Origin of the sequence: Lentzea flava, from assembly GCF_014648475.1 — a bacterium.
Taxonomy (GTDB): domain Bacteria; phylum Actinomycetota; class Actinomycetes; order Mycobacteriales; family Pseudonocardiaceae; genus Lentzea; species Lentzea flava.
This window is the reverse complement of the sequence record NZ_BMRE01000005.1, coordinates 131,460-151,751: the sequence shown is the minus strand read 5'-3', so window position 1 is coordinate 151,751 and position 20,292 is coordinate 131,460. Positions and strand designations below refer to the sequence as shown.

Genomic DNA, 20,292 nt, shown 5'->3' with positions numbered 1-20,292 from the left:
TGCGGGCAGCATCCCACGGCCGCTCGGGGGCGTCAGTCCGTTTCGCGCGGCTCCTGGTGTCCGCGCAGCGAACCGGGGTGCGCCTTGGCCGACGGGTCGTTGCGGGTCTTGACGAGGCTGGCGACCGTCACGACGACGAGGATGGCGATGATCACGCCGAGGCTGAGCGGTGTGGGCACCTCGGGGATCGACGCGGAGATGTCGACGTGGCCCCAGTGCAGGATCAGTTTCACGCCGATGAACGCGAGGATGATCGCGAGGGCGGTCGACAGGTACACCAGCCGGTCGAGCAGGCCCTTGACGAGGAAGAACAACGCGCGCAGGCCGAGCAGCGCGAACGCGTTGGCGGTGAACACGATGTAGGGCTCCTCGGTCACGCCGAACACCGCGGGGATCGAGTCGAGCGCGAACAGCAGGTCGACGCCGCCGATCGCGACCAGCACGACGAACAGGGGAGTGGCCATGCGCCTGCCGTCGACGCGGGTGAAGATCTTGCCGCCGACGTAGTCGTCGGTGACGGGCAGGAGCTTGCGGGCGGTCTTGACCACGACGTTGTTCTCGACGTCGGGATCCTCGTCGCGATGCCGGAACAGCTGCACGGCGGTGTAGATGAGCAGCAGGCCGAACAGCAGGAACATGAAGGAGAACAACGACAGCAGCGTCGCGCCGACCGCGATGAAGATCGCGCGCATGATCAGCGCCAGCACGATGCCGAACGTCAGCACCTTGTGCTGGTGCTCCTCCGGCACCAGGAACGTGGTCATGATGATCACGAAGACGAACAGGTTGTCGACCGAAAGGCTCTTCTCGACGATGTAGCCGGCGAAGTACTCCGCGCCGAACTCGCCGCCGTGCGCCATCGCGAACCACACGCCGAAGCCGACGGCGACGAGGATGTAGAACACCGACCACAGACTGGCTTCGCGGAAGCCGATCCGGTGCGGCCGCCATGCCGCGAGCACGAGGTCGACCGCCAGCAGCACCACGATCAACCCGATCGTGACCGCCCACGTCAGTCCGCTGATCTCCAGCACAGCCACTCCTCCGAGAAGTCCTGTCCGTCTTAAAAGGACGTTACCGGATCTGGCACGGGTGATCGTTGACGGAGAAACCGATCGGGTCCGGGTTGTCCGCGCGGTTGCTTCCTGTGTACCCGACCACCTGCTTGGCTCCGGCCGGAATGGTGGCGGAGTACGAGACGTTGGTGGCGCTCACGTCGGCGCCGTTCTGCTTGGCGGTGGCGTTCCACATGTCCGTCACGATCTGGCCGCGGGTGAACGTCCAGCGCAGCGTCCAGCCGGAGATCGGCGCGTTTCCCGTGTTGATGATCGTCACATCGGCGTTGTAGCCGCCGTTCCAGCGGTAGGTGACGCGGTAGGTGATGGCGCACCCGAACACCGGGGCGGTCGTGGTCGTGGTCGGCGCCGGTTTCGGTGTCGAGGCGGCGGGTGGTGGCGGCGCCGGCGTGCTGGTGGGTCCCTTGGGCTGGCCGCGGCAGGGATCGCCCCACAGGCCCAGTCCCGCCTTCGCGGCGGCGTCCTCGGCGTCGCGGAACGCCGCGTCGTGCGGCGAGGCGTGGCGCAGCACCCCCTGGCTGACGGCGAGCAACGCGTACTCGGTGCCGTCCTCGAGCCACAACGGGACCTCGTCGACGATCGCGGGATCGCCCGGATCGACCTTCACCGGCTTGTCGAGCAGGAAGGCCTTGGCGAACGCGGTGGCGGCGCCCGCCCAGCACTCCTCCGGCGCGGCGAGCCCGGCCATGCGGATCCGCGTGCCGTCCGACAGGAGCACGGTGCGGCCGTCCTCCACCCCCTGGACGGTCAGCGTGTTCGCGATGGTCGGCGGCGCGACGAGGTGGTGACTGGACGGCGGTCCGGACGCGATCGGAGTGGGCGTTCCGGTGCATCCGGCGGTCAGGAATATCGCGCCGATCACCAGAACGGACGATCTGGGTCTCATTCTTCCCCCGGTACTGCGGTGGTACGAGTGGAGCTGGGCAATGGCCGGGGAAGTTAGACCAGACGGCAGACCTGGTCAATACGAGACTGACAAGTTCCGTTCGACGATCAGGTCGTCGAATCGCATCGAACTCCCTGGTAGAACTGTCGAAACATGGTTCGACAAGCTGACAGATCGTGATGAGCATGTCACCTGGCACACGAGTCGGCAGCCGTGCGGGCCATTTCGAGGTGTTCGATTCGAATTCTTGTCGAATTTCCGATCGAATTGTCGAACGCATTCATTTCATTGACGCCCGGCGCACGTGTTCGTAATATCCGGTTCACGCTCGTGGACGGCGTTCACAAATATGAACAACCCATTCGAAGGGTGTTGCGCCATGCGATTGTTCGTACGTGCGCTTGTGCTGGCCTGCGCCTGCACGGGGCTGGTGGGCGCACCCGCGCACGCCGGGCACGACCCGGCCAGAGAGGTTCTGCCCAACGGAGACGGGTGGGCCTCGACCGGTTCCGGGACCACCGGTGGCGCGGCCGCGCCCGCCGACCACGTGCACACCGTGCGCACGCGCGCCGAGCTCGTCGCCGCGCTGGCCGCACCCGCCCCGCGGATCATCCGGATCAAGGGTGTCATCGAGGCGAACACCGGCCCCGACGGGAAACCGTTGGAGTGCGAGGACTACGCGACCGGCGGCTACACGCTGCCCGCGTACCTCGCCGCCTACGACCCCGCCGTCTGGGGCCGTGACCGCAAGCCGCAGGGACCGCTCGAGGACGCGCGGGCGGCCTCAGCGCGCAACCAGCTGGCGGTGATCGGGTTCGAGGTCGGTTCGGACACGACGATCATCGGAGCCTCTCCCGGTGCCGGCATCACGGGTGGCAGCCTGCGCATCCACGGCGCCAGCAACGTGATCGTGCGCAACCTGACCTTCCGCGACACCTCCGACTGCTTCCCCGCCTGGGACCCCACCGACTCAAGCCCCGGTGCTCCGCCCGGCAACTGGAACTCGCTCTGGGACTCGGTGTCGCTGCAGAAGTCCGAACACGTCTGGATCGACCACAACACGTTCACCGACGAGCCGAACCCCGACAGCACCCAGCCGCTCCACTTCGAGCGGCCCTACCAGGTGCACGACGGCCAGCTCGACATCACCGCGGCCTCCGACCTGGTCACCGTGTCGCGCAACGTGTTCACCGAGCACGGCAAGACCATGCTGATCGGCGGGTCCAACACCTCGACGACCGACCCCGGCAAGCTGCGGGTCTCGGTGCACCACAACATCTTCCGCAACGTCCAGGAACGCGGCCCGCGGGTGCGGTTCGGCCAGGTGCACGTCTACAACAACCTGTACGAGGGCTCCCAGGTGTACAGCTGGGGCGTCGGCGTGAAGTCCCAGATCTACGCCCAGAACAACTACATCCGCGGTATCGCGCCCGAGAAGGTCGTCTACAACTGGGGCGGCACGGCGATCACCGACACCGGCAACCTCGTCGACGGGAAACCGGTCAGCCTGGTCGGCGCCTTCAACACCGCGTTCCCCGAGAAGAAGCTCGGCACGGACGCCGGCTGGACCCCGACGCTGAACCGCGGCCTCGAACCCGCCCACCGGATCAGGCACCTGAAGGCGGGCGCGCAACCCGCAGGGCGTCACCTCGTGGTGGGCCAGGGCTTCGCGACCGTGCAGTCCGCGATCGACGCCGCACCCGCCGGCGCCGTGATCACCGTGCCGAAGGGCGTGTACCGCGAGGTCGTCAAGATCCCCGTGAGCAAGCGCGGCCTGACCCTGCGCGGCGCCACCGGACGCGCGCAGGACGTCGTGATCGACTACGACAACGCCAACGGCACGAAGAAACCCGACGGCACCACCTACGGCACGTCCGGCAGCGCCACAGCGACCATCGCCGCGGACGACTTCAAGGCACGCGACCTCACCTTCCGCAACTCGTTCGACCGCAGGAAGCACCCGGAGATCACGAACACCCAGGCCGTCGCGGTGAAGGCCACCGGAGACCGGATGTTCTTCGACCGGGTGCACTTCGAGGGCCACCAGGACACGCTGTACGCCGACAGCCCGAACGTGACCACGCGCTCCCGCCAGTACTACCGGGACTGCGCGATCACCGGCGACGTCGACTTCCTCTTCGGCCGTGCCACCGCGGTCTTCGACCGGGCCACGATCACCGCTCTCACCCGCGGCAGCGACCCGAACGGCTACATCACCGCCGCGAGCACCCAGCGCTCCAACCCCCGCGGGTTCCTGATCACGAACTCGCACATCCGCAGCGACGCGCCCGCGGGCACGTACTTCCTCGGCAGGCCCTGGCACCCCGGCGGCGATCCGGAGGCGATCGCGCAGGTCGTCGTCCGCGACACCGTCCTGCCCGCCGCGATCAAGCCCGTGCCGTGGACCGACATGTCCGGCTTCCCGTGGCGTGAGGCCAGGTTCGCGGAGTACCGCAACACCGGACCCGGCGCGGGCACGGGCACCGACCGCCCGCAGCTCACCGACGACGAGGCGAAGCGGTTCACCAAGAGCGCCTACCTGGACGGGTGGAACCCCGCGTGAGGACTCGCACCTGGGCGCCCTATGCGCTCATCGCTCCGACACTGCTGCTGATGGCGGTGTTCCTCGTTTACCCGATCGCGTCGGTCGGATGGTTCAGCCTCCGCCAGCACACGGTCACCCAGCCGTGGAAGAACGGCTTCATCGGGTTCGAGAACTTCCGCAGGATGCTGTTCGACGATCCGCTCTTCTGGCAGAGCCTCGTGTTCAGCGCCAAGTGGGTCGTCGCCGAGGTCGGCCTGCAGCTCGTGCTGGGCCTGATCCTCGCGCTGATCGTCAACGAGACGTTCATCGGCCGCGCGGTGGCACGAGCGCTGGTGTTCTCGCCGTGGGCGGTGTCCGGTGTGCTCACCACCGGCATCTGGATCCTGCTGTACAACCCCTCGACCGGCGTCTTCCAGCAGCTCGCGCAGTGGGGCATCGGCGATCCCGGCACGTCGGTGCTCGGCGACCCGGCGACGGTCTTCCCGGCCACCGTCGTCACCGAGCTGTGGCGCGGCGTGCCGTTCTTCGCGATCTTGCTGCTCGCCGACCTTCAGACGATTCCGGGCGACCTGTACGAGGCCGCGTCGGTCGACGGCGCCGGACGATGGCGCCGGTTCATCAGCGTCACCCTGCCCCACCTGCGTGACGCGATCGTGCTCTCGACGCTGCTGCGTGCGGTGTGGGAGTTCAACAACGTCGACCTGATCTACACGCTCACCGGCGGCGGCCCGGCGAACCAGACCACGACGCTGCCGCTGTACGTGGCGCGCAAAGCCGTGGACTCGCACGACTTCGGCTACGGCTCGGCGCTCACGATGGCCGGCTTCGTGATCCTGCTGTTCTTCTCGATCCTCTACCTGAGGCTGTCCAAGTTCGGGAGCCGAGCGTGACCCAGACCCTCACCCGCGCGGAAACCCCGGTGTCACCACCACCGACGGCGCCACCACGGCGCAAGAAGCACCGCGACCCCAGCCGGTTCGTCCGCCTGCACCTGCCGTTGGTGCTCTACCTGCTGTTCACGCTGATCCCGTTCTACTGGATGCTCGTCTTCGCGTTGCGCCCGGCGGGGGAGACCGCGCTGGTGCCGTGGCCGATCACGTTCGAGCACTTCGACACCGTGTGGAACGGCATCGGCTTCGGGTTGTTCTTCCAGAACAGCCTGATCATCGCGCTCGGCACGCTGGTCACCGTCACGGTGTTCGCGCTGATGGGCGGCTACGCGCTGGCGCGCTTCAAGTTCCGCGGCCAGCGCGTGTTCCTGCTGGCGTTGCTGTGCACGCAGTTCATCCCCGGCGCGATGATGCTGATCCCGCTGTTCGTGATCTTCAAGACCGCCGGGCTGCTGAACAGCCTCACCGGACTGGTCGTCGCGGACACCGCTTTCCAGCTGCCGCTCGCGTTGATCCTGATGAGCGGCTTCGTGCGCAACGTGCCGGTGGAGCTGGAGGAAGCCGCGATGGTCGACGGCTGTTCGCGGCTGCGGGCGTTCTTCGCGGTGACGTTGCCCCAGCTCCGTCCGGCCCTGGTGGCCGTCGGGTCCTTCGCGTTCATCGGTGCCTGGAACAACTTCCTCTTCGCGCTGATGTTCGCGAGCAAACAGGACAAGTTCACTCTGCCGGTCGGGCTCAGCTACGCGCTGGGCGAGTTCAACACCGACTTCGGGGCGCTCGCGGCGGGCGGAGTCGTCGCCGCGGTGCCGGTCGTGCTGGTTTTCGCCGTGGTGCAGCGGTTCCTCGTGCAGGGACTCAGCGCAGGCGCGGTCAAGGGATAGGGGAGACGCATGAGGAGACTGCTGGTCGCGCTGGCGCTCGTGCTGAGCGCGTGTTCCGCCGGGCAGGACGGTCCGACGACGATCACGTTCTGGGACAACAACGGCGGCCCCGGGCGCACGCCCATCTACGAGGAGCTGATCAAGCGGTTCGAGGCGGCGAACCCGGACATCAAGGTCGAGTACGTCGGCGTGCCGAGCTCGTCGGTGCAGCAGAAGTACGACACGGCCATCGCGGGCGGCTCGACCCCGGACGTCGGCGGCGTCACGACCTCCTACCTCGCGCACCTCGTCGGGCAGGACGCGCTCGAACCCGCCGACGACCGGCTGGAGAACGGGCCGCTCAAGGGAAAGCTGCTGCCCGGCCTGCTCGAGACCGTGCGGCAGACCGCCCCCGACGGCAAGCTCTACGCCGTTCCCGCGTCGGGCAACCTCGACGTCATCTGGTACCGCTCCGACCGGTTCGCGGAGCACAAGATCGCCGAACCGTCCACGTGGGACGATCTGGTGAAGGCCGCGACGCAGCTGACGAAGCCCGCGGACAACCAGTACGGCTTCACCATCCGCGGCGGCGCCGGATCGATCTTCCAGTTGCTGTCCGAGACCTACTCCTACTCCGGCATCGACAAGTTCTACGACGGCGGCAGGAGCACGGTCAACGACCCGCGCAACGCCGAGCTCGTGCGCAAGGTGGCCGAGCTGTACAAGAAGGCGACGCCCGAGGCGGACGTCAGCAACAACTACACGCAGATGGTCGCGCAGTTCACCGGCGGCACGGTCGCGATGATGCACCACAACCTCGGCTCGACCGGAGACGTGATGAAGGCGCTCGGCCCGGAACGCGTCAGCGCCATGCCGTTGCCGAAGGGCCCGTCGGGCAAGCGGACCGTCGTGCCGAACCCGACCGACGGTTTCGCGGTGTTCAAGGGCAGCAAGAACCGGGACGCCTCGTGGAAGTTCGTCGAGTTCCTGACCTCGGCGGAGAGCAACGGCTACTGGAACGAGAAGGTCGGCCAGATCCCGGCCAACACCGACGTGCGCGGTGCCGGGTGGATCCAGAAGAACCCGGCCGTGAAGATGGCGCTCGGGGTGCTGGAGGACCCGGCGACCGTCATCGTGCCCGCGCCGGTGTACCTGCCCGAGTACTCGTCGATCACCAAGACCGACACCGAGCCGCTGTACCAGAAGGTGCTGCTCGGTCAGATGCCCGCGCAGGAGTTCCTCGACCAGCTCGCGGCCAAGCTCACGACCGCACAGCAGGAATGGGAGAAGCGCAAGTGATCGAACGCGTTGCCGTGCGCACGTTCACCACGACCGCGTGCACGGCCGTGGATCCCGAAGGGCACCGGCATCCCGCGCCCGAGCACGAGGTGACCGAGGCGCTGCTGGAGATCACCGACACCGACGGCGTGACCGGGTACTGCCAGGTCCAGCCCGATCACCTCCGGCCCGCCGTGCTCGACCAGCACGTGCGGCCGGTGCTGAGCGGGCAGGACCCGTGGGACCGCGAACGGCTCTGGCGGCTCATGGCACGGCGGCAACGGGGATCGGGCGGCGGGTTCACCGACCGTGCGCTCGGGTTTGTCGACACGGCGTTGTGGGATCTCGTCGCGCGCAAGGCCGGGCTGCCCGCGTGGAAGCTCGCCGGTGGTGCCCGTGACCGGATTCCCGCCTACGCCAGCACGATGTGCGGCGACACCGACGGGCTGGCGACGCCGGGCGACTACGCCGACTTCGCCAAGCACCTGGTGTCGACCGGCTACCGGGCGATCAAGCTGCACACCTGGATGCCGCCGGTGCCGGGCGCACCGAGCGTCTCCCGGGACATCGCGGCGTGCCAGGCCGTGCGCGAGGCGGTCGGGCCGGACGTGGAGCTGATGCTCGATGCGAGCCACTGGTACTCGCGCACTGAAGCGTTTCGACTCGGCAAGGCTTTGGAGGAGCTCGGTTTCTACTGGTTCGAGGAACCGATGGAGGAGGCGTCGATCAGCTCCTACCGGTGGCTGTCCGAGCAGCTGGTGATCCCCGTGATCGGGCCGGAGGTGGCGTGGGGCAAGCACCTGACCCGCGCCGAGTGGATCACTTCAGGAGCGTGCGACATCCTGCGGGCCGGTCCGGCCGGTGCCGGCGGCATCACTCCGGTGCTCAAGACCGTGCACCTCGCGGAGTCGTTCAACCTCGACTGCGAGATCCACGGCAACGGCACCGCCAGTCTGACGGTGCTCGGCGCCACGGATGCGGGCCGGTGGTACGAACGCGGACTGCTGCATCCGCACGTCGACTTCGACCGGGTGCCGCCGCACCGGAACTCCATCCCCGACGAATTGGACGAGCACGGCGAGGTGTCGCTTTCGCTGTCGCCGGGAATCGGTGACGACTGGAATTTCGACCACATCGGTTCGCACACCGTCGAAACGTGGTGAAGAAATGGCCCCGGGAACTCGTCCCGGGGCCATTTCCACTAGCGATACGTCACGTCGGACGTTTTGTAGAGGCAGTTCGTGCTGTCCGGGCCGCTGCCGATCTTCGTCGGCTCACCGCTCGTGACGCCGCGGTACTTCTCGCAGACCACGATCTTGCGGCTGCTGTCGCCGACGATCGTGATCTTCGAAAGCCGTGCCGTGTCGCCGTAGTTGGTGTTGATGCCCACCAGCGTCTTGCCTGGCGAGAACGCCGTGATGTTCTCCAGCACCACGTCCCGCTTGTACTGCTTCTTGCAGTTGCCGCAGGACCGGTAGAGCTTGCCGAAGTCGTCCACCTGGAAGTTGCGGATGTACATCGTGCCCGGTCCGTTGTGCTGGAACACCTTGTCGGACGCCTTGCGCGCGCCGCCACCGTTGATCGTCATGGTCTGCGACGACGACGTGCCCTTGAACGTGGCCGCGTCCTCGCCCACGTCCTCCCACCACACGTTGGTCAGCGTGCACGTGCCGAGGCAGTGCACGCCGTCCGCGGCGGGGGCGCCCAGCACCACGTTCTTCAGCGTCGCGCCGTCGGCGAGCTGGAAGATCGGGTCCTGGTTCTCGTTCTGGCCTCCCGACCCGAGGTTCCCGGTGCCGTAGAACCGCTTCATGCCACCGTCGTAAGTGCCTGACGGCACCTTGATGGTCGCGCTGACCGGCTTCTGCCCGGTGGGCGTCGGAAACGTGCTGCCCGCGGCCTGCGCCTGGGGTGCGAGCATTGTGGCCAGCGCAGCGACGAACATCATTGCTGCGAGTTTCCTCATGTGCGCTCCGTTTGCTCCGGATGCGCGGCGGTAATTCCGATGGTAGTGCGCGGTATCTGTTTCCTGTCAATTCACGTCGACAATTCGAATCGAAATTCGTCGAATTTTCGGGACCGTTCCGGCTGTCTGCGGGCACGCGCTGACGGCGGTCCGGGAACGTTCCCAGAAATTCCACTCGAAGGGAGTAGCAAGAGGGCGGTAAGAGGAACGTGCGGACCAACGCCTCCTGCGCCGAAAGGCGCAACTGCAACCTCTGTGTGGTTGAAGAACTACTTTCAGTGCCGCCGGTCGGCGGATGTGGCCCACGTTACAGTGCCGTGAAATCTGGGAGCGCTCCCAGTAGTCGAGAGGCGGCGGCATGACTCGACGAACAGTGGCAATGACGATCGCGGCGGTGACGGTGATCGGCGGAGTGCCCGCGGTGGCGGCACCCGCTGCGGTCGCCTGCACTGTCACCTACCAGGTCACCAACGAGTGGAGCACCGGTTTCGGCGCGACGGCGACGATCCGCAACGACGGTGACGTGCTGAACGGCTGGCGGCTCACGTGGACGTTCCCGGACGGGCAGCGGGTCACGCAGGGGTGGAACGGCACGTTCAGCCAGACCGGCGCGGTGGTGACGGTGACGAACCCGGACTGGGCGCGGACGATTCCGTCCGGTGGTTCGGCGCAGGTCGGGTTCAACGGCAGCAAGGGTGCGCAGAACCGGCCGCCGACCGATTTCGCGGTCAACGGGGTGGCGTGCACCGGTCCGAACCAGTCTCCGTCGGTGGCGCTGACGGCGCCGACGGCGGGGAGCACGTACACCTTGCCCGCGACTGTTCCGTTGGCGGCGACGGCGCAGGACAGCGACGGCACGGTGGCGAAGGTCGACTTCTTCGCGGGTGACCAGTTGATCGCGACCGACACCAGCGCGCCGTTCACCGGCAGTTGGACGACGCCGACGGCGGGTGATCACCCGATCACCGCGAGGGCGACCGACAACCGGGGTGCGGCCACCACTTCGGCGCCGGTGGTGGTGAAGGTGCTGGCCGGGCCCGCGGTGCTGGCATCGCCGAGCACAGTCACGGTCAGGCAAGGGCAGGCGGCCACGTTCGACGTCTCGCTCGCGACAGCACCGTCCCAGCCCGTCACCGTGACCATCGCGCGCACGGGCAGCACCGATCTCACGGTGAGTCCCGCGACGCTGACGTTCACCAGCGCGGCGAAGCAGACCGTCACCGTCACGTCGGCGAACAACGGTGGCGACCTCGCGACCGCGACCTTCACCGCGAGCGCGACCGGCCATTCCCCTGCCTCGGTCGCGGTCCGGGAGATCGATTCGTCCACTTCGGACTTCAGCAAGGCGTTCCTGGACCAGTACAACAAGATCAAGGATCCGGCGAGCGGGTATTTCCGCAGGTTCGGTGATCTGCTGGTGCCGTACCACTCGGTGGAGACGCTGATGGTGGAGGCTCCGGATCACGGTCATCAGACGACGTCGGAGGCGTTCAGCTACTACCTGTGGCTGGAGGCGAGCTATGGCCGGGTGACGGGTGATTGGGCGCCGTTCAAGTCGGCGTGGGCGTCGATGGAGAAGTTCATCATCCCGGCGAAGGCCGACCAGCCGACCAACGACAAGTACAACGCCTCGAAGCCCGCGACCTATGCGCCGGAGCACCCGCGCATGGACCGCTACCCGGCCGTGCTCGACTCGGGCATCTCAGTCGGCTCGGATCCGATCGCCTCCGAACTGAAGTCCGCGTACGGCACGGATGACATCTACGGCATGCACTGGCTGCTGGATGTCGACAACACCTACGGCTTCGGCCGGTGTGGTGACGGCACCACCGCGCCGTCGTACATCAACACGTATCAGCGTGGTTCGTCGGAGTCGGTGTGGGAGACGGTCCCGCAGCCGTCGTGTGACACGTTCAAGCACGGTGGCCCGAACGGGTTCCTGGACCTGTTCACCAAGGATTCCTCGTACGCCAAGCAATGGAAGTACACCAACGCACCCGACGCGGACGCCCGCGTCGTCCAGGTCGCGTTGCTCGCCCAGCAGTGGGCCACCGCTCAGGGCAAGGCCGGGCAGATCTCCGGCGAGATCGGCAAGGCCGCGAAGATGGGCGACTACCTGCGCTACGCCATGTTCGACAAGTACTTCAAGCGCATCGGCAACTGTGTCGGCGCGAGCTCCTGCCCGGCCGGGTCCGGCAAGAGCAGCGCGCACTACCTGATGTCGTGGTACTACGCGTGGGGTGGTGCGACCGACACGAGTGCCGGGTGGGCGTGGCGCATCGGTGACGGCGCCTCGCATCAGGGCTACCAGAACCCGCTCGCGGCGTACGCGCTGTCCACGGTGCCCGCGCTCAAGCCGTTGTCCTCCAGTGGACAACAGGACTGGACCACCAGCCTGAGCCGGCAGATGGAGCTGTTGCAGTGGTTGCAGTCGGCCGACGGTGGTCTCGCGGGTGGTGTGACGAACTCGTGGGAGGGCCAGTACGGCACGCCTCCGGCGGGCACGCCGACGTTCTACGGCATGTTCTACGACCCGCACCCGGTGTGGCGTGACCCGCCGTCGAACCGCTGGTTCGGTTTCCAGGTGTGGGGTCTGGAGCGCACGGCAGCCCTGTACCGGCTGACCGGCGACGCCCGTGCGAAGAAGATCCTGGACAAGTGGGTGCCGTGGGCGCTCGCGAACACCACGACCGGCACGAACTTCCAGATCCCCGCTGACCTGGAGTGGACCGGCGCGCCCGACACGTGGAACGCGTCGAATCCAGGCGCGAACGCGAACCTGCGGGTCCGGGTCGTCAACAAGAACCAGGACGTGGGCGTGGCGGCGTCGTACGCCAAGGTGCTGCTGAACTACGCGGCCAAGTCGGGGCACGCCCAGGCGAAGGCGACGGGTGAAGCGCTGCTGACGTCGTTGTTGTCGCATCAGGACAGCCTCGGTATCGCGACGCCGGAGACGCGCACGGACTACAACCGGTTCGACGACGTGTACAACGCGTCGACGGGTGAGGGTCCGTACGTGCCGCCGGGCTGGACCGGGAAGATGCCCAACGGCGACCAGATCGCCCAGGGCGCGACGTTCCTGTCGATCCGGTCGATGTACCGCAACGACCCGCAGTGGTCCAAGGTGCAGTCCTATCTGGACGGTGGTCCCGCCCCGACCTTCACCTATCACCGGTTCTGGGCACAGGCGGAGATCGCCACCGCCTTCTCCCTGCACACCGAACTCTTCGGCTGAGGAGTACCGAGATGAGGAAACGCCTAGCGCTCTTCACCGTGGCCGCCTGCACGGCCGCAGTCCTCGTGCACACCGAAGGCACGGCCCTCGCGCACGGCTCGATGGTGTGGCCCGGCAGCCGCACCTACCTCTGCTACGAGGACGGTCGCGCCGGCGGCGGTGGCGGCGACCTCCAGCCCACCAACCCGGCGTGCGTCGCGGCCGTGGCCCAGGGCGGCAAGCAGCCGTTGTGGGACTGGTTCGGCAACCTGATCAGCAACGCCGCCGGACGGCACCGGGAGATCATCCCGGACGGGCACCTCTGCGGCCCGACCACGAAGTACGACGCGTACAACCTCGCCCGTGCTGACTGGCCGGTCACGCGGCTGACCGCCAACCAGACGGTCACCTTGCGGTACAACGCGTGGGCGCCACACCCCGGCACCTGGGAGCAGTACGTCACCAAGGACGGCTTCGACGTCACCAAGCCGCTCAAGTGGTCCGACCTCGAACCGGTGCCGTTCGACAAGATCACCAACCCGCCGCAGGCGAACGGTGAGTACAGCTGGCAGGCGAAGCTGCCCAACAAGTCGGGCAGGCACATCATCTACTCGCTCTGGCAGCGCTCCGACAGTCCCGAGGCGTTCTACAGCTGCTCCGACGTCCAGTTCGGCGGCGGCGTGCCCGACACGCAACCGCCGACCGCGCCCGGAACACCGGTCGCGTCCGCGATCACCGGCAGTTCGGTGAAGCTCGACTGGCCCGCGGCCACGGACGACCAGGGCGTCACGAGCTATCGCGTGCAGAACGGCAGCCAGGTGGTGGCGACCTCGGCCACCAACTCCGCCACCGTCACGGGGCTCACCGCGAACACCGACTACACCTTCACCGTGGTCGCGCTGGACGCGGCGGGCAACGTCTCACCGGCTTCGCCGGGCGTCGCGGTGCGCACGGCCGCCACCGGCGCGTGTTCGGTGTCCTACACCAGACCGAGCACGTGGAACGGCGGCTTCACGGCCAACGTGAAGATCACCAACTCCGGCACAGGCGCGGTGCGGGCCTGGCAGCTCGTCTGGGACTTCCCGGCCGGCCAGACGCTCACGCAGGCCTGGTCGTCCACGATCACCGTGGTCAACGGGAAAGCCACCGCGAAGGGCGCGTCGTACAACGCCGACGTGCCGGCGGGCGCCTCGGTGACCTTCGGGTTCAACGCCGGCACGACCGGGGCGGTGACCGACCCGGCGTCCTTCACGCTCAACGGTTCCGCCTGCTCCACGGGATGAGAGCTCGTCGAGATCGAACATCGTTGAAAGACAGGAGATCCGGGACAATGAAGTTCATCGGACGAAGGCGGTGGGCATCGGCGGGCGTGGCCTTCGCGACCGCCGTCGCCACGGTCGGGTTCGCGCTGAGCGCACCCGCGGGCGCGGCGCCCGGTTGCCGTGTCGACTACACCGCGAGCAACTGGGGCGGTGGCGGTTTCGGCGGCAAGGTGAAGATCACGAACCTCGGTGACGCCCTGTCGTCGTGGACGCTGAAGTTCACGTTCCCCGGCTCCCAGAAGGTGACTCAGGGTTGGAGTGCGACCTGGTCGCAGTCCGGCGCGAACGTGACGGCGACGAGCATGTCGTGGAACGGGAATCTGGGCACCGGTGCGTCGACGGAGATCGGTTTCAACGGCAGCTACACCGGTTCCAGCAACGTCGATCCCACGTCGTTCACGTTGAACGGCACGGTCTGCACCGGCCAGCAGCCGCCGACGAGCACGACGACCACGACCACGACGTCCGGCAACCCGAACCCGGGCAATCGTGTCGACAACCCGTATGTGGGCGCGAAGATGTATGTCAATCCGGACTGGTCGGCGAAGGCGGCGGCTGAGCCGGGTGGTAGCAGGGTGGCGAATCAGCCGACGGGGGTGTGGATCGACCGGATCGCGGCGATCACGGGCACGGTGGACTCGCGTGGTATCGAGGGGCATCTGGACGAGGCGGTGCGGCAGGCGGCGGGTGCGCCGCTGGTGATCCAGTTCGTGATCTACAACCTGCCGGGTCGTGACTGTTCGGCGCTGGCGTCCAACGGTGAGCTCAAGCCGGATGAGATCGGCCGGTACAAGACGGAGTACATCGATCCGATCGCGGCGATTTTCGCCAAGCCGGCGTACAAGGATCTGCGGATCGTGACGACGGTGGAGATCGACTCGTTGCCGAACCTGGTGACGAACGTGACGCCGCGGCCGACGGCGGTGCCGGCGTGTGATGTGATGAAGGCCAACGGCAACTACGTCACCGGTGTCGGGTACGCGCTGGCGAAGCTGGGTGCGGTGCCGAACGTGTACAACTACCTCGACATCGGTCACCACGGCTGGATCGGCTGGGACGACAACTTCGGCCCGACCGCGGAGTTGCTGTTCCAGGCGGCGAACGCCTCGGGGAGCACGAAGGCGAACGTGCACGGGTTCATCGCCAACACCGCGAACTACGGTGCGTTGAAGGAGCCGTATTTCACGATCGAGGATTCGGTGAACGGCACCTCGGTGCGTCAGTCGAAGTGGGTGGACTGGAACCGGTATGTCGATGAGCAGTCGTATGCGCAGGCGTTCCGGCAGCGTGCGGTGCAGGCGGGGTTCGATCCGGGGGTGGGCATGCTGATCGACACCAGCCGCAACGGCTGGGGCGGTGCCGCCCGCCCGGCGGGTCCTGGTCCGAAGACGAGCGTGGACGCCTATGTCAACGGTGGCCGGCTGGATCGGCGTATTCACACCGGTAACTGGTGCAACCAGGCCGGTGCCGGCTTGGGTGAGCGGCCGAAGGCGGCGCCGGCGGCGGGGATCGACGCGTATGTGTGGATGAAGCCGCCGGGCGAGTCCGACGGCGCGAGCAAGGAGATCCCGAACAACGAGGGCAAGGGCGCGGACAAGATGTGCGACCCGGCCTACACCGGCAACATCCGCAACGGCAACAACATGTCGGGCGCACTGCCGGACGCCCCGCTGTCCGGCAAGTGGTTCTCCGCACAGTTCCAGGAACTCATGCGCAACGCCTACCCGGCACTGTGAGGAAGAGACCGTCATGAAACTCCTGCACGTGCTGTCGCTCGTGCTGGCGTCGACCGTCGCCGTCGCAGCTCCCACTGCGACGGCGGCCGGCGATGCCTGCAAGGTTGCTTACACCGTGCCGAACGACTGGGGCTCCGGGTTCACCGCGGCGGTGTCCATCACGAACACCTCGAGCACCGCGATCGACGGCTGGACGCTCACCTTCTCCTTCCCCGGCAACCAGAGGATCACCACCGGCTGGGGTGCCACGTGGACCCAGACGTCGGCGACCGCGATGAGCTGGAACCGGACCATCGCGCCCGGTGCGACGCTCACCGGCCTGGGGTTCAACGCCTCCTACAGCGGCGCGAACAGCTCGCCCGCGGAGTTCCGGCTCAACGGGCAGCTGTGCAACGCGCCGTCGCCCGGCACCAAACCGTTGCGGGATCTGGCCGCCGCCAAGGGGAAGTACTTCGGCAGCGCGATGACCGTGACAGAACTGGAGGACACGCAGAACCGTGACCTGACCGCACGCGAGGCCGGTGTCATCACCGTCGGCAACGAGATGAAGTGGGATGCCACCGAACCCTCTCGCGGCCAGTTCACGTTCACCGGCGGCGACCGGATCTGGGCGGGTGCGGTCGCCGCCGGCCAACGCGTGCGCGGGCACACCCTGGTGTGGCACAACCAGACCCCGCAGTGGGTCCAGGACCTGCCCGCGGACCAGCTGCGGCAGGCGATGCTCGACCACATCCGCGAGGTCGCGGGCCACTACCGCGGCAAGGTGTTCGCCTGGGACGTCGTGAACGAGGCGTTCGAGGAGAACGGCACGCGCCGCCAGTCGTTCTGGCAGCAGAAGCTCGGGGACGGCTACCTCGCCGAGGCGTTCCGCGCGGCCCGTGCCGCCGACCCGGACGCCAAGCTGTACTACAACGACTACAACACCGACGGGCTCGGCGCGAAGAGCGACGCCGTGTACGAGCTGGTGAAGTCGTTCAAGCAGCAGGGCGTGCCGATCGACGGCGTCGGGTTCCAGTCGCACCTCCTGCTCGGCGGTGTACCCGCGTCGATGCGGCAGAACCTGCAACGGTTCGCGGATCTCGGCGTGGACGTGGCGATCACCGAGCTCGACGTGCGGATGAGGCTGCCGGCGGACTCGGCGAAGCTCGCGACCCAGGCCGCGGACTACGGCGCGGTGGCCGGGGCCTGTCTCGCGGTGAGCCGGTGCGTCGGGATCACCACGTGGTCGCTGTCCGACAAGCACTCGTGGATCCCGTCGGTGTTCCCGGGCGAGGGGGCGGCGCTGCCGTTCGACGCGGCGTTCGCACCCAAACCTGCCTACCAGGCACTCGTGACGGCCTTCAGCTGATCGTCACCTGTGAACGTGCTCACGCTCCGTGTCGGCATGGTCTACGGCGCGGAGCGAGAGCGCGAACTCGGCTGAGCTGCAGGAAAGTTTCTGTTCTGGAAGTTTCCAGACGACACAATTCGTCTGGACCACGTTTCGCAAACAATGTTAACGCCAACATGACCCTTGAGTTCACCTGAACGTGCTCCCTATCGTGGCGGAACGCAGCAGGTGAAGTGGGTTCGCGAGAGGGGTCGGTGTGGTCACCATCGCGGACGTCGCACGGCACGCTGGTGTCGCCCCGAGCACTGTCTCCTACGTGCTGACGGGCAAGCGGTCGATCTCGGCCGACACCAAGTCGCGGGTGCGCGAGAGCATCAGGGCGCTCGGCTACCAGCCGCACGCGGGCGAGCGCGCGTCGAGCTCCAGCCGGGCCAACGTGATCGGCCTCGTGCTGCCGTTGCGCGCGGGTCTCCACCTCCCGGTGATGATGCGGTTCGTCACGGCGGCCGTGACGGCCGCGCGCAGACACGACATGGACGTGCTGCTGATGACCGCCGAGGACGGTGCACCCGGCCTGCGCAAGGCCGCGGACGGCGCCCAGGCCGACGGGTTCCTGGTGCTGGACGTGGAGATGGACGACGACCGCGTCCCCGTGCTGCGGGAGCTCGCGAAGCCGTCCGTCCTCATCGGACACCCGGCGGCGACGAAGGGCCTCACCTGCGTGGACCTCGACTTCGAGGCCGCGGGCGCCAAGTGCGTGGACCACCTCGCCGACCTCGGCCACCGCTCGATCGGCTTCCTCGGCGCCCCGAGCGCCGTCTACCGCCGCAACACGGGTTTCGCCCACCGGGCGATGGCCGGGTTCAGCGCGGCCGCCATGCGCCGCGGCATCGCCACGACGGCCATGCCCACGGAAGAGGACTACGAGTCGGTGCTCAGGTCCGTCCAGGCGCTGCTCCGCGCACACCCGGCGATGACAGCACTGGTGGTGCACAACGACGCGGCGCTCGGCTGGGTGAGCTCGTGCCTGCGCGCCTGCGGGCGGAAGGTGCCCGGCGACGTGGCCGTGGTCGCGATCTGCCCCGACGAGCTCGCCGAACAGGTCTCGCCCCCGCTCACGTCGGTACGGCTGCCGGTGGACGAACTGGGCCGGCACGCGGTGGAACTCCTGGTGGGCAAGCTCGAGGGCCGCGCCGTCCCCCCGCTGCTGTTGCTGCCGCCACGGCTGTCCCGGCGCGTGAGCACCCCGGAGCTCGCCGCGGCCCGCTACGGCGCGGCCTCCTCCAGCTGACCGTAGAATCGCCGGGGTGGAACTGACGAACGCCTTGGCGCACAGGGTCGTCGTGCTGGACGGCGGGATGTCGACCGCACTGGAACAGGCCGGGCACGACCTGTCCGACGAGCTGTGGTCCGGCAGGTTGCTCCTCGCGGACCCCGACGCGGTGCGCGCCGCCCATCTGGCGTTCTACCGGGCAGGTGCCGAAGTCGCGATCACGGCGAGCTACCAGGTGACCTACGAGGGCTTCTCCCGGCACGGCATCGGCCACGACGAGACCTCGGCTCTGCTGCGCGCCAGCGTGGCGCTGGCCAGGTCGGCCGCCTCCGATGTGGACGGACAGCGCTGGGTCGCGGCCTCGGTCGGCCCGTACGGGGCGATGCTCGCCGACGGGTCGGAGTACCGCGGCAACTACGGCCTCGGCAAGCAGGAACTGGTGCAGTTCCACCGCCCCCGCATCGAGACGCTGGTCTCGGCCGACCCGGATGTGCTCGCCGTCGAGACGATTCCCGACGTGGACGAGGCGTCGGCAGTCGTCGACGTCGTGCGCGGCAGTGGCGTGCCGATGTGGCTGTCCTACAGCATTCGCGGCGACCGGACGTGTGCCGGGCAGCCGTTGGAGGAGGCGTTCGCGGTCGCCGCGGGCGTCGACGAGGTCGTGGCCGTCGGCGTGAACTGCTGTGCCCCGGAGGATGTCGCGCATGCGGTGGACGTGGCTCGGAAGGCCACCGGGCTGCCCGTGGTGGTCTATCCGAACAGCGGGGAGCGGTGGGACGCGGCGGAGCGTGCGTGGACCGGTGACGGTACCGGGTTCGGCGCGCTGGCGGGGGAGTGGACGGAGCGCGGGGCCCGGCTGGTGGGCGGGTGTTGCCGGACCGGGCCGGACGCGATCGGGGTGCTCGCTGCCGCGCTAGCCGAGTGAGCAGGTCACGCCGTTCACCACGAACGTCGTCGGCGCGACGTTCGGTCCGGACGTGACCCCGTTGAACCGCAACGACACTTGCCCGCCCGCGCTGATCGACCCGTTCCCGTCCTGGCTCACCGCGAGCACGTCCGCGCCGTGCTGGTAGGCGGTCATGCCCCAGGTCTCCCTGATCTGCTGACCACTGGGGAACTTCCAGTACAGCTTCCACTGCGAGAACGGCTTGTCCGTGTTGTTGCGGACGATCAGCTCGACGTGGAAGCCGCCCGGCCATTCCCGCGCAACGCGGTACGTGACCGCGCAGCCCTTCTTCTCGACCGGCGGCGGCGGGGGAGTGCTGGTGGTCGGCGCGGGCGGAGGCGGGGGAGCGGCCGTCGGTGTGGTGTCCTGGCCCTTGCACGGCGGGCCCCACAGACCGAGGCCCGCCTTTGCGGCGGACTTCTCCGGCTCGGTGAGGACCGGGTCGTCCTTCTCGGCGCGGGCGGCGCCCTGGCTCACGGCGAGGAAGGCGTAGTCGTGGTCGTTGGCCAGGCGCAGCGTGATGGCCGACTCCGAGGCGCGGCTGTAGCGCACCGGCTTGCTGAGCAGGGTGTCTCTGGCGAACTTCAGTGCGGCCGCCGACCAGCACTCTCCTGGCGCCGCCAGGCCGAGCACGCGGGCCTTCACGCCGTTCGACAGCACGACGGTCCTGCCGTCGACGACCTCCTCGACCGTCTCTGGCGGCGGTGGGAGGACGGTGACGTGCTGGGGCGAGGTCACCGCGGCCGGGGTGTCGGCGGGGGTTTCCGCGGCGCTCGTCGCACACGCGGCCACGACGAGCACGGCGAACGGCGTGTACAGGATGGGCCGGTGGTGGCCGAACGGTCTCAAGAATCCCCCGGTGCTGGTCGTTCCCTGTCCGGGAGTGGACCGTACGTCCCTGTGCCGGAATGCGGGAAGCGCTTTCCCAACCGCGAGAGTCACTTGTAACAATGAAACGAGCTGTTCGACG

Annotated in this window: 15 protein-coding genes; 11 read left to right on the top strand and 4 right to left on the bottom strand. The window is 67.9% G+C overall.

The features are described from left to right. Positions 1-32: 32 nt before the first annotated feature. Positions 33-1,034, bottom strand: a complete 1,002-nt coding sequence (locus tag IEZ09_RS10110) for a TerC family protein (protein WP_189253361.1) — start codon at positions 1,032-1,034, stop codon at positions 33-35. A 40-nt stretch (positions 1,035-1,074) separates the two neighbouring features. Next, positions 1,075-1,962 (bottom strand): cellulose binding domain-containing protein, encoded by an 888-nt coding sequence (locus tag IEZ09_RS10105; protein ID WP_189253360.1) that lies wholly within the window; start codon positions 1,960-1,962, stop codon positions 1,075-1,077. 379 nt (positions 1,963-2,341) lie between these two features. Here IEZ09_RS10105 and IEZ09_RS46300 point away from each other — a divergent pair, with 379 nt between their 5' ends. Genes IEZ09_RS46300 through IEZ09_RS10075 form a run of 5 tightly spaced genes read left to right on the top strand, consistent with a single transcriptional unit; the run spans position 2,342 to position 8,698 of the window. Then, entirely contained in the window at positions 2,342-4,525 is a 2,184-nt protein-coding gene (locus IEZ09_RS46300) for a pectinesterase family protein (protein WP_229812415.1), read from the top strand. After that, entirely contained in the window at positions 4,522-5,397 is an 876-nt protein-coding gene (locus IEZ09_RS10090; protein WP_229812414.1) for a carbohydrate ABC transporter permease, read from the top strand. The genes IEZ09_RS46300 and IEZ09_RS10090 overlap by 4 nt, the downstream gene beginning before the upstream one ends. After that, positions 5,394-6,278 carry a carbohydrate ABC transporter permease gene (locus tag IEZ09_RS10085; RefSeq protein ID WP_189253359.1) on the top strand — a complete coding sequence of 295 codons (885 nt, stop codon included), beginning with the start codon at positions 5,394-5,396 and terminating at the stop codon, positions 6,276-6,278. Before IEZ09_RS10090 ends, IEZ09_RS10085 begins: the two co-directional genes overlap by 4 nt. Before the next feature lie 9 nt (positions 6,279-6,287). Next, positions 6,288-7,556 (top strand): ABC transporter substrate-binding protein, encoded by a 1,269-nt coding sequence (locus IEZ09_RS10080; protein WP_189253358.1) that lies wholly within the window; start codon positions 6,288-6,290, stop codon positions 7,554-7,556. After that, positions 7,553-8,698 (top strand): enolase C-terminal domain-like protein, encoded by a 1,146-nt coding sequence (locus IEZ09_RS10075; protein WP_229812413.1) that lies wholly within the window; start codon positions 7,553-7,555, stop codon positions 8,696-8,698. The genes IEZ09_RS10080 and IEZ09_RS10075 overlap by 4 nt, the downstream gene beginning before the upstream one ends. A 38-nt stretch (positions 8,699-8,736) precedes the next feature. Here IEZ09_RS10075 and IEZ09_RS10070 read toward each other — a convergent pair whose 3' ends face one another. Further along, complete coding sequence (locus IEZ09_RS10070) at positions 8,737-9,501, bottom strand: pectate lyase (RefSeq protein WP_189253356.1); 765 nt, start codon at positions 9,499-9,501, stop codon at positions 8,737-8,739. Positions 9,502-9,859: 358 nt separating this feature from the next. Between IEZ09_RS10070 and IEZ09_RS10065 the strand changes: the two genes are divergently transcribed. The 6 genes from IEZ09_RS10065 to mmuM all read left to right on the top strand — a co-directional run bounded on the left by IEZ09_RS10065 (position 9,860) and on the right by mmuM (position 19,301). Next, positions 9,860-12,736 (top strand): glycoside hydrolase family 48 protein, encoded by a 2,877-nt coding sequence (locus IEZ09_RS10065; protein WP_189253355.1) that lies wholly within the window; start codon positions 9,860-9,862, stop codon positions 12,734-12,736. Positions 12,737-12,747: 11 nt separating this feature from the next. After that, complete coding sequence (locus IEZ09_RS10060; protein ID WP_189253354.1) at positions 12,748-13,998, top strand: lytic polysaccharide monooxygenase; 1,251 nt, start codon at positions 12,748-12,750, stop codon at positions 13,996-13,998. A 47-nt stretch (positions 13,999-14,045) separates the two neighbouring features. Then, positions 14,046-15,773, top strand: coding sequence for a glycoside hydrolase family 6 protein (locus IEZ09_RS10055; RefSeq protein WP_189253353.1), 1,728 nt, complete (start codon positions 14,046-14,048; stop codon positions 15,771-15,773). A gap of 13 nt (positions 15,774-15,786) precedes the next feature. Then, on the top strand, positions 15,787-17,121 hold the full coding sequence (locus tag IEZ09_RS10050; RefSeq protein ID WP_229812412.1) for an endo-1,4-beta-xylanase: 1,335 nt from the start codon (positions 15,787-15,789) through the stop codon (positions 17,119-17,121). A 238-nt stretch (positions 17,122-17,359) separates the two neighbouring features. Further along, positions 17,360-18,394, top strand: coding sequence for a LacI family DNA-binding transcriptional regulator (locus tag IEZ09_RS10045; RefSeq protein WP_189253352.1), 1,035 nt, complete (start codon positions 17,360-17,362; stop codon positions 18,392-18,394). A 22-nt stretch (positions 18,395-18,416) separates the two neighbouring features. Continuing rightward, positions 18,417-19,301 carry a homocysteine S-methyltransferase gene (mmuM, locus tag IEZ09_RS10040; protein WP_301325607.1) on the top strand — a complete coding sequence of 295 codons (885 nt, stop codon included), beginning with the start codon at positions 18,417-18,419 and terminating at the stop codon, positions 19,299-19,301. On the opposite strand, the gene IEZ09_RS10035 is transcribed toward mmuM, so the two are convergent. Next, the gene (locus IEZ09_RS10035) at positions 19,290-20,171 is read right to left on the bottom strand and encodes a cellulose binding domain-containing protein (protein ID WP_189253351.1); all 882 of its coding nucleotides are present in this window, start codon (positions 20,169-20,171) and stop codon (positions 19,290-19,292) included. The two genes, mmuM and IEZ09_RS10035, sit on opposite strands and share 12 nt — an antisense overlap. Between the last annotated feature and the right edge of the window lie 121 nt (positions 20,172-20,292).

Coding starts and splice junctions, on each gene's coding strand:
- IEZ09_RS10050 (WP_229812412.1), top strand. CDS start 15,787: ATGAAACTCCTGCACGTGCTGTCGCTCGTGCTGGCGTCGACCGTCGCC.
- IEZ09_RS46300 (WP_229812415.1), top strand. CDS start 2,342: ATGCGATTGTTCGTACGTGCGCTTGTGCTGGCCTGCGCCTGCACGGGG.
- IEZ09_RS10070 (WP_189253356.1), bottom strand. CDS start 9,501: ATGAGGAAACTCGCAGCAATGATGTTCGTCGCTGCGCTGGCCACAATG.
- IEZ09_RS10080 (WP_189253358.1), top strand. CDS start 6,288: ATGAGGAGACTGCTGGTCGCGCTGGCGCTCGTGCTGAGCGCGTGTTCC.
- IEZ09_RS10060 (WP_189253354.1), top strand. CDS start 12,748: ATGAGGAAACGCCTAGCGCTCTTCACCGTGGCCGCCTGCACGGCCGCA.
- IEZ09_RS10055 (WP_189253353.1), top strand. CDS start 14,046: ATGAAGTTCATCGGACGAAGGCGGTGGGCATCGGCGGGCGTGGCCTTC.
- IEZ09_RS10105 (WP_189253360.1), bottom strand. CDS start 1,962: ATGAGACCCAGATCGTCCGTTCTGGTGATCGGCGCGATATTCCTGACC.
- IEZ09_RS10065 (WP_189253355.1), top strand. CDS start 9,860: ATGACTCGACGAACAGTGGCAATGACGATCGCGGCGGTGACGGTGATC.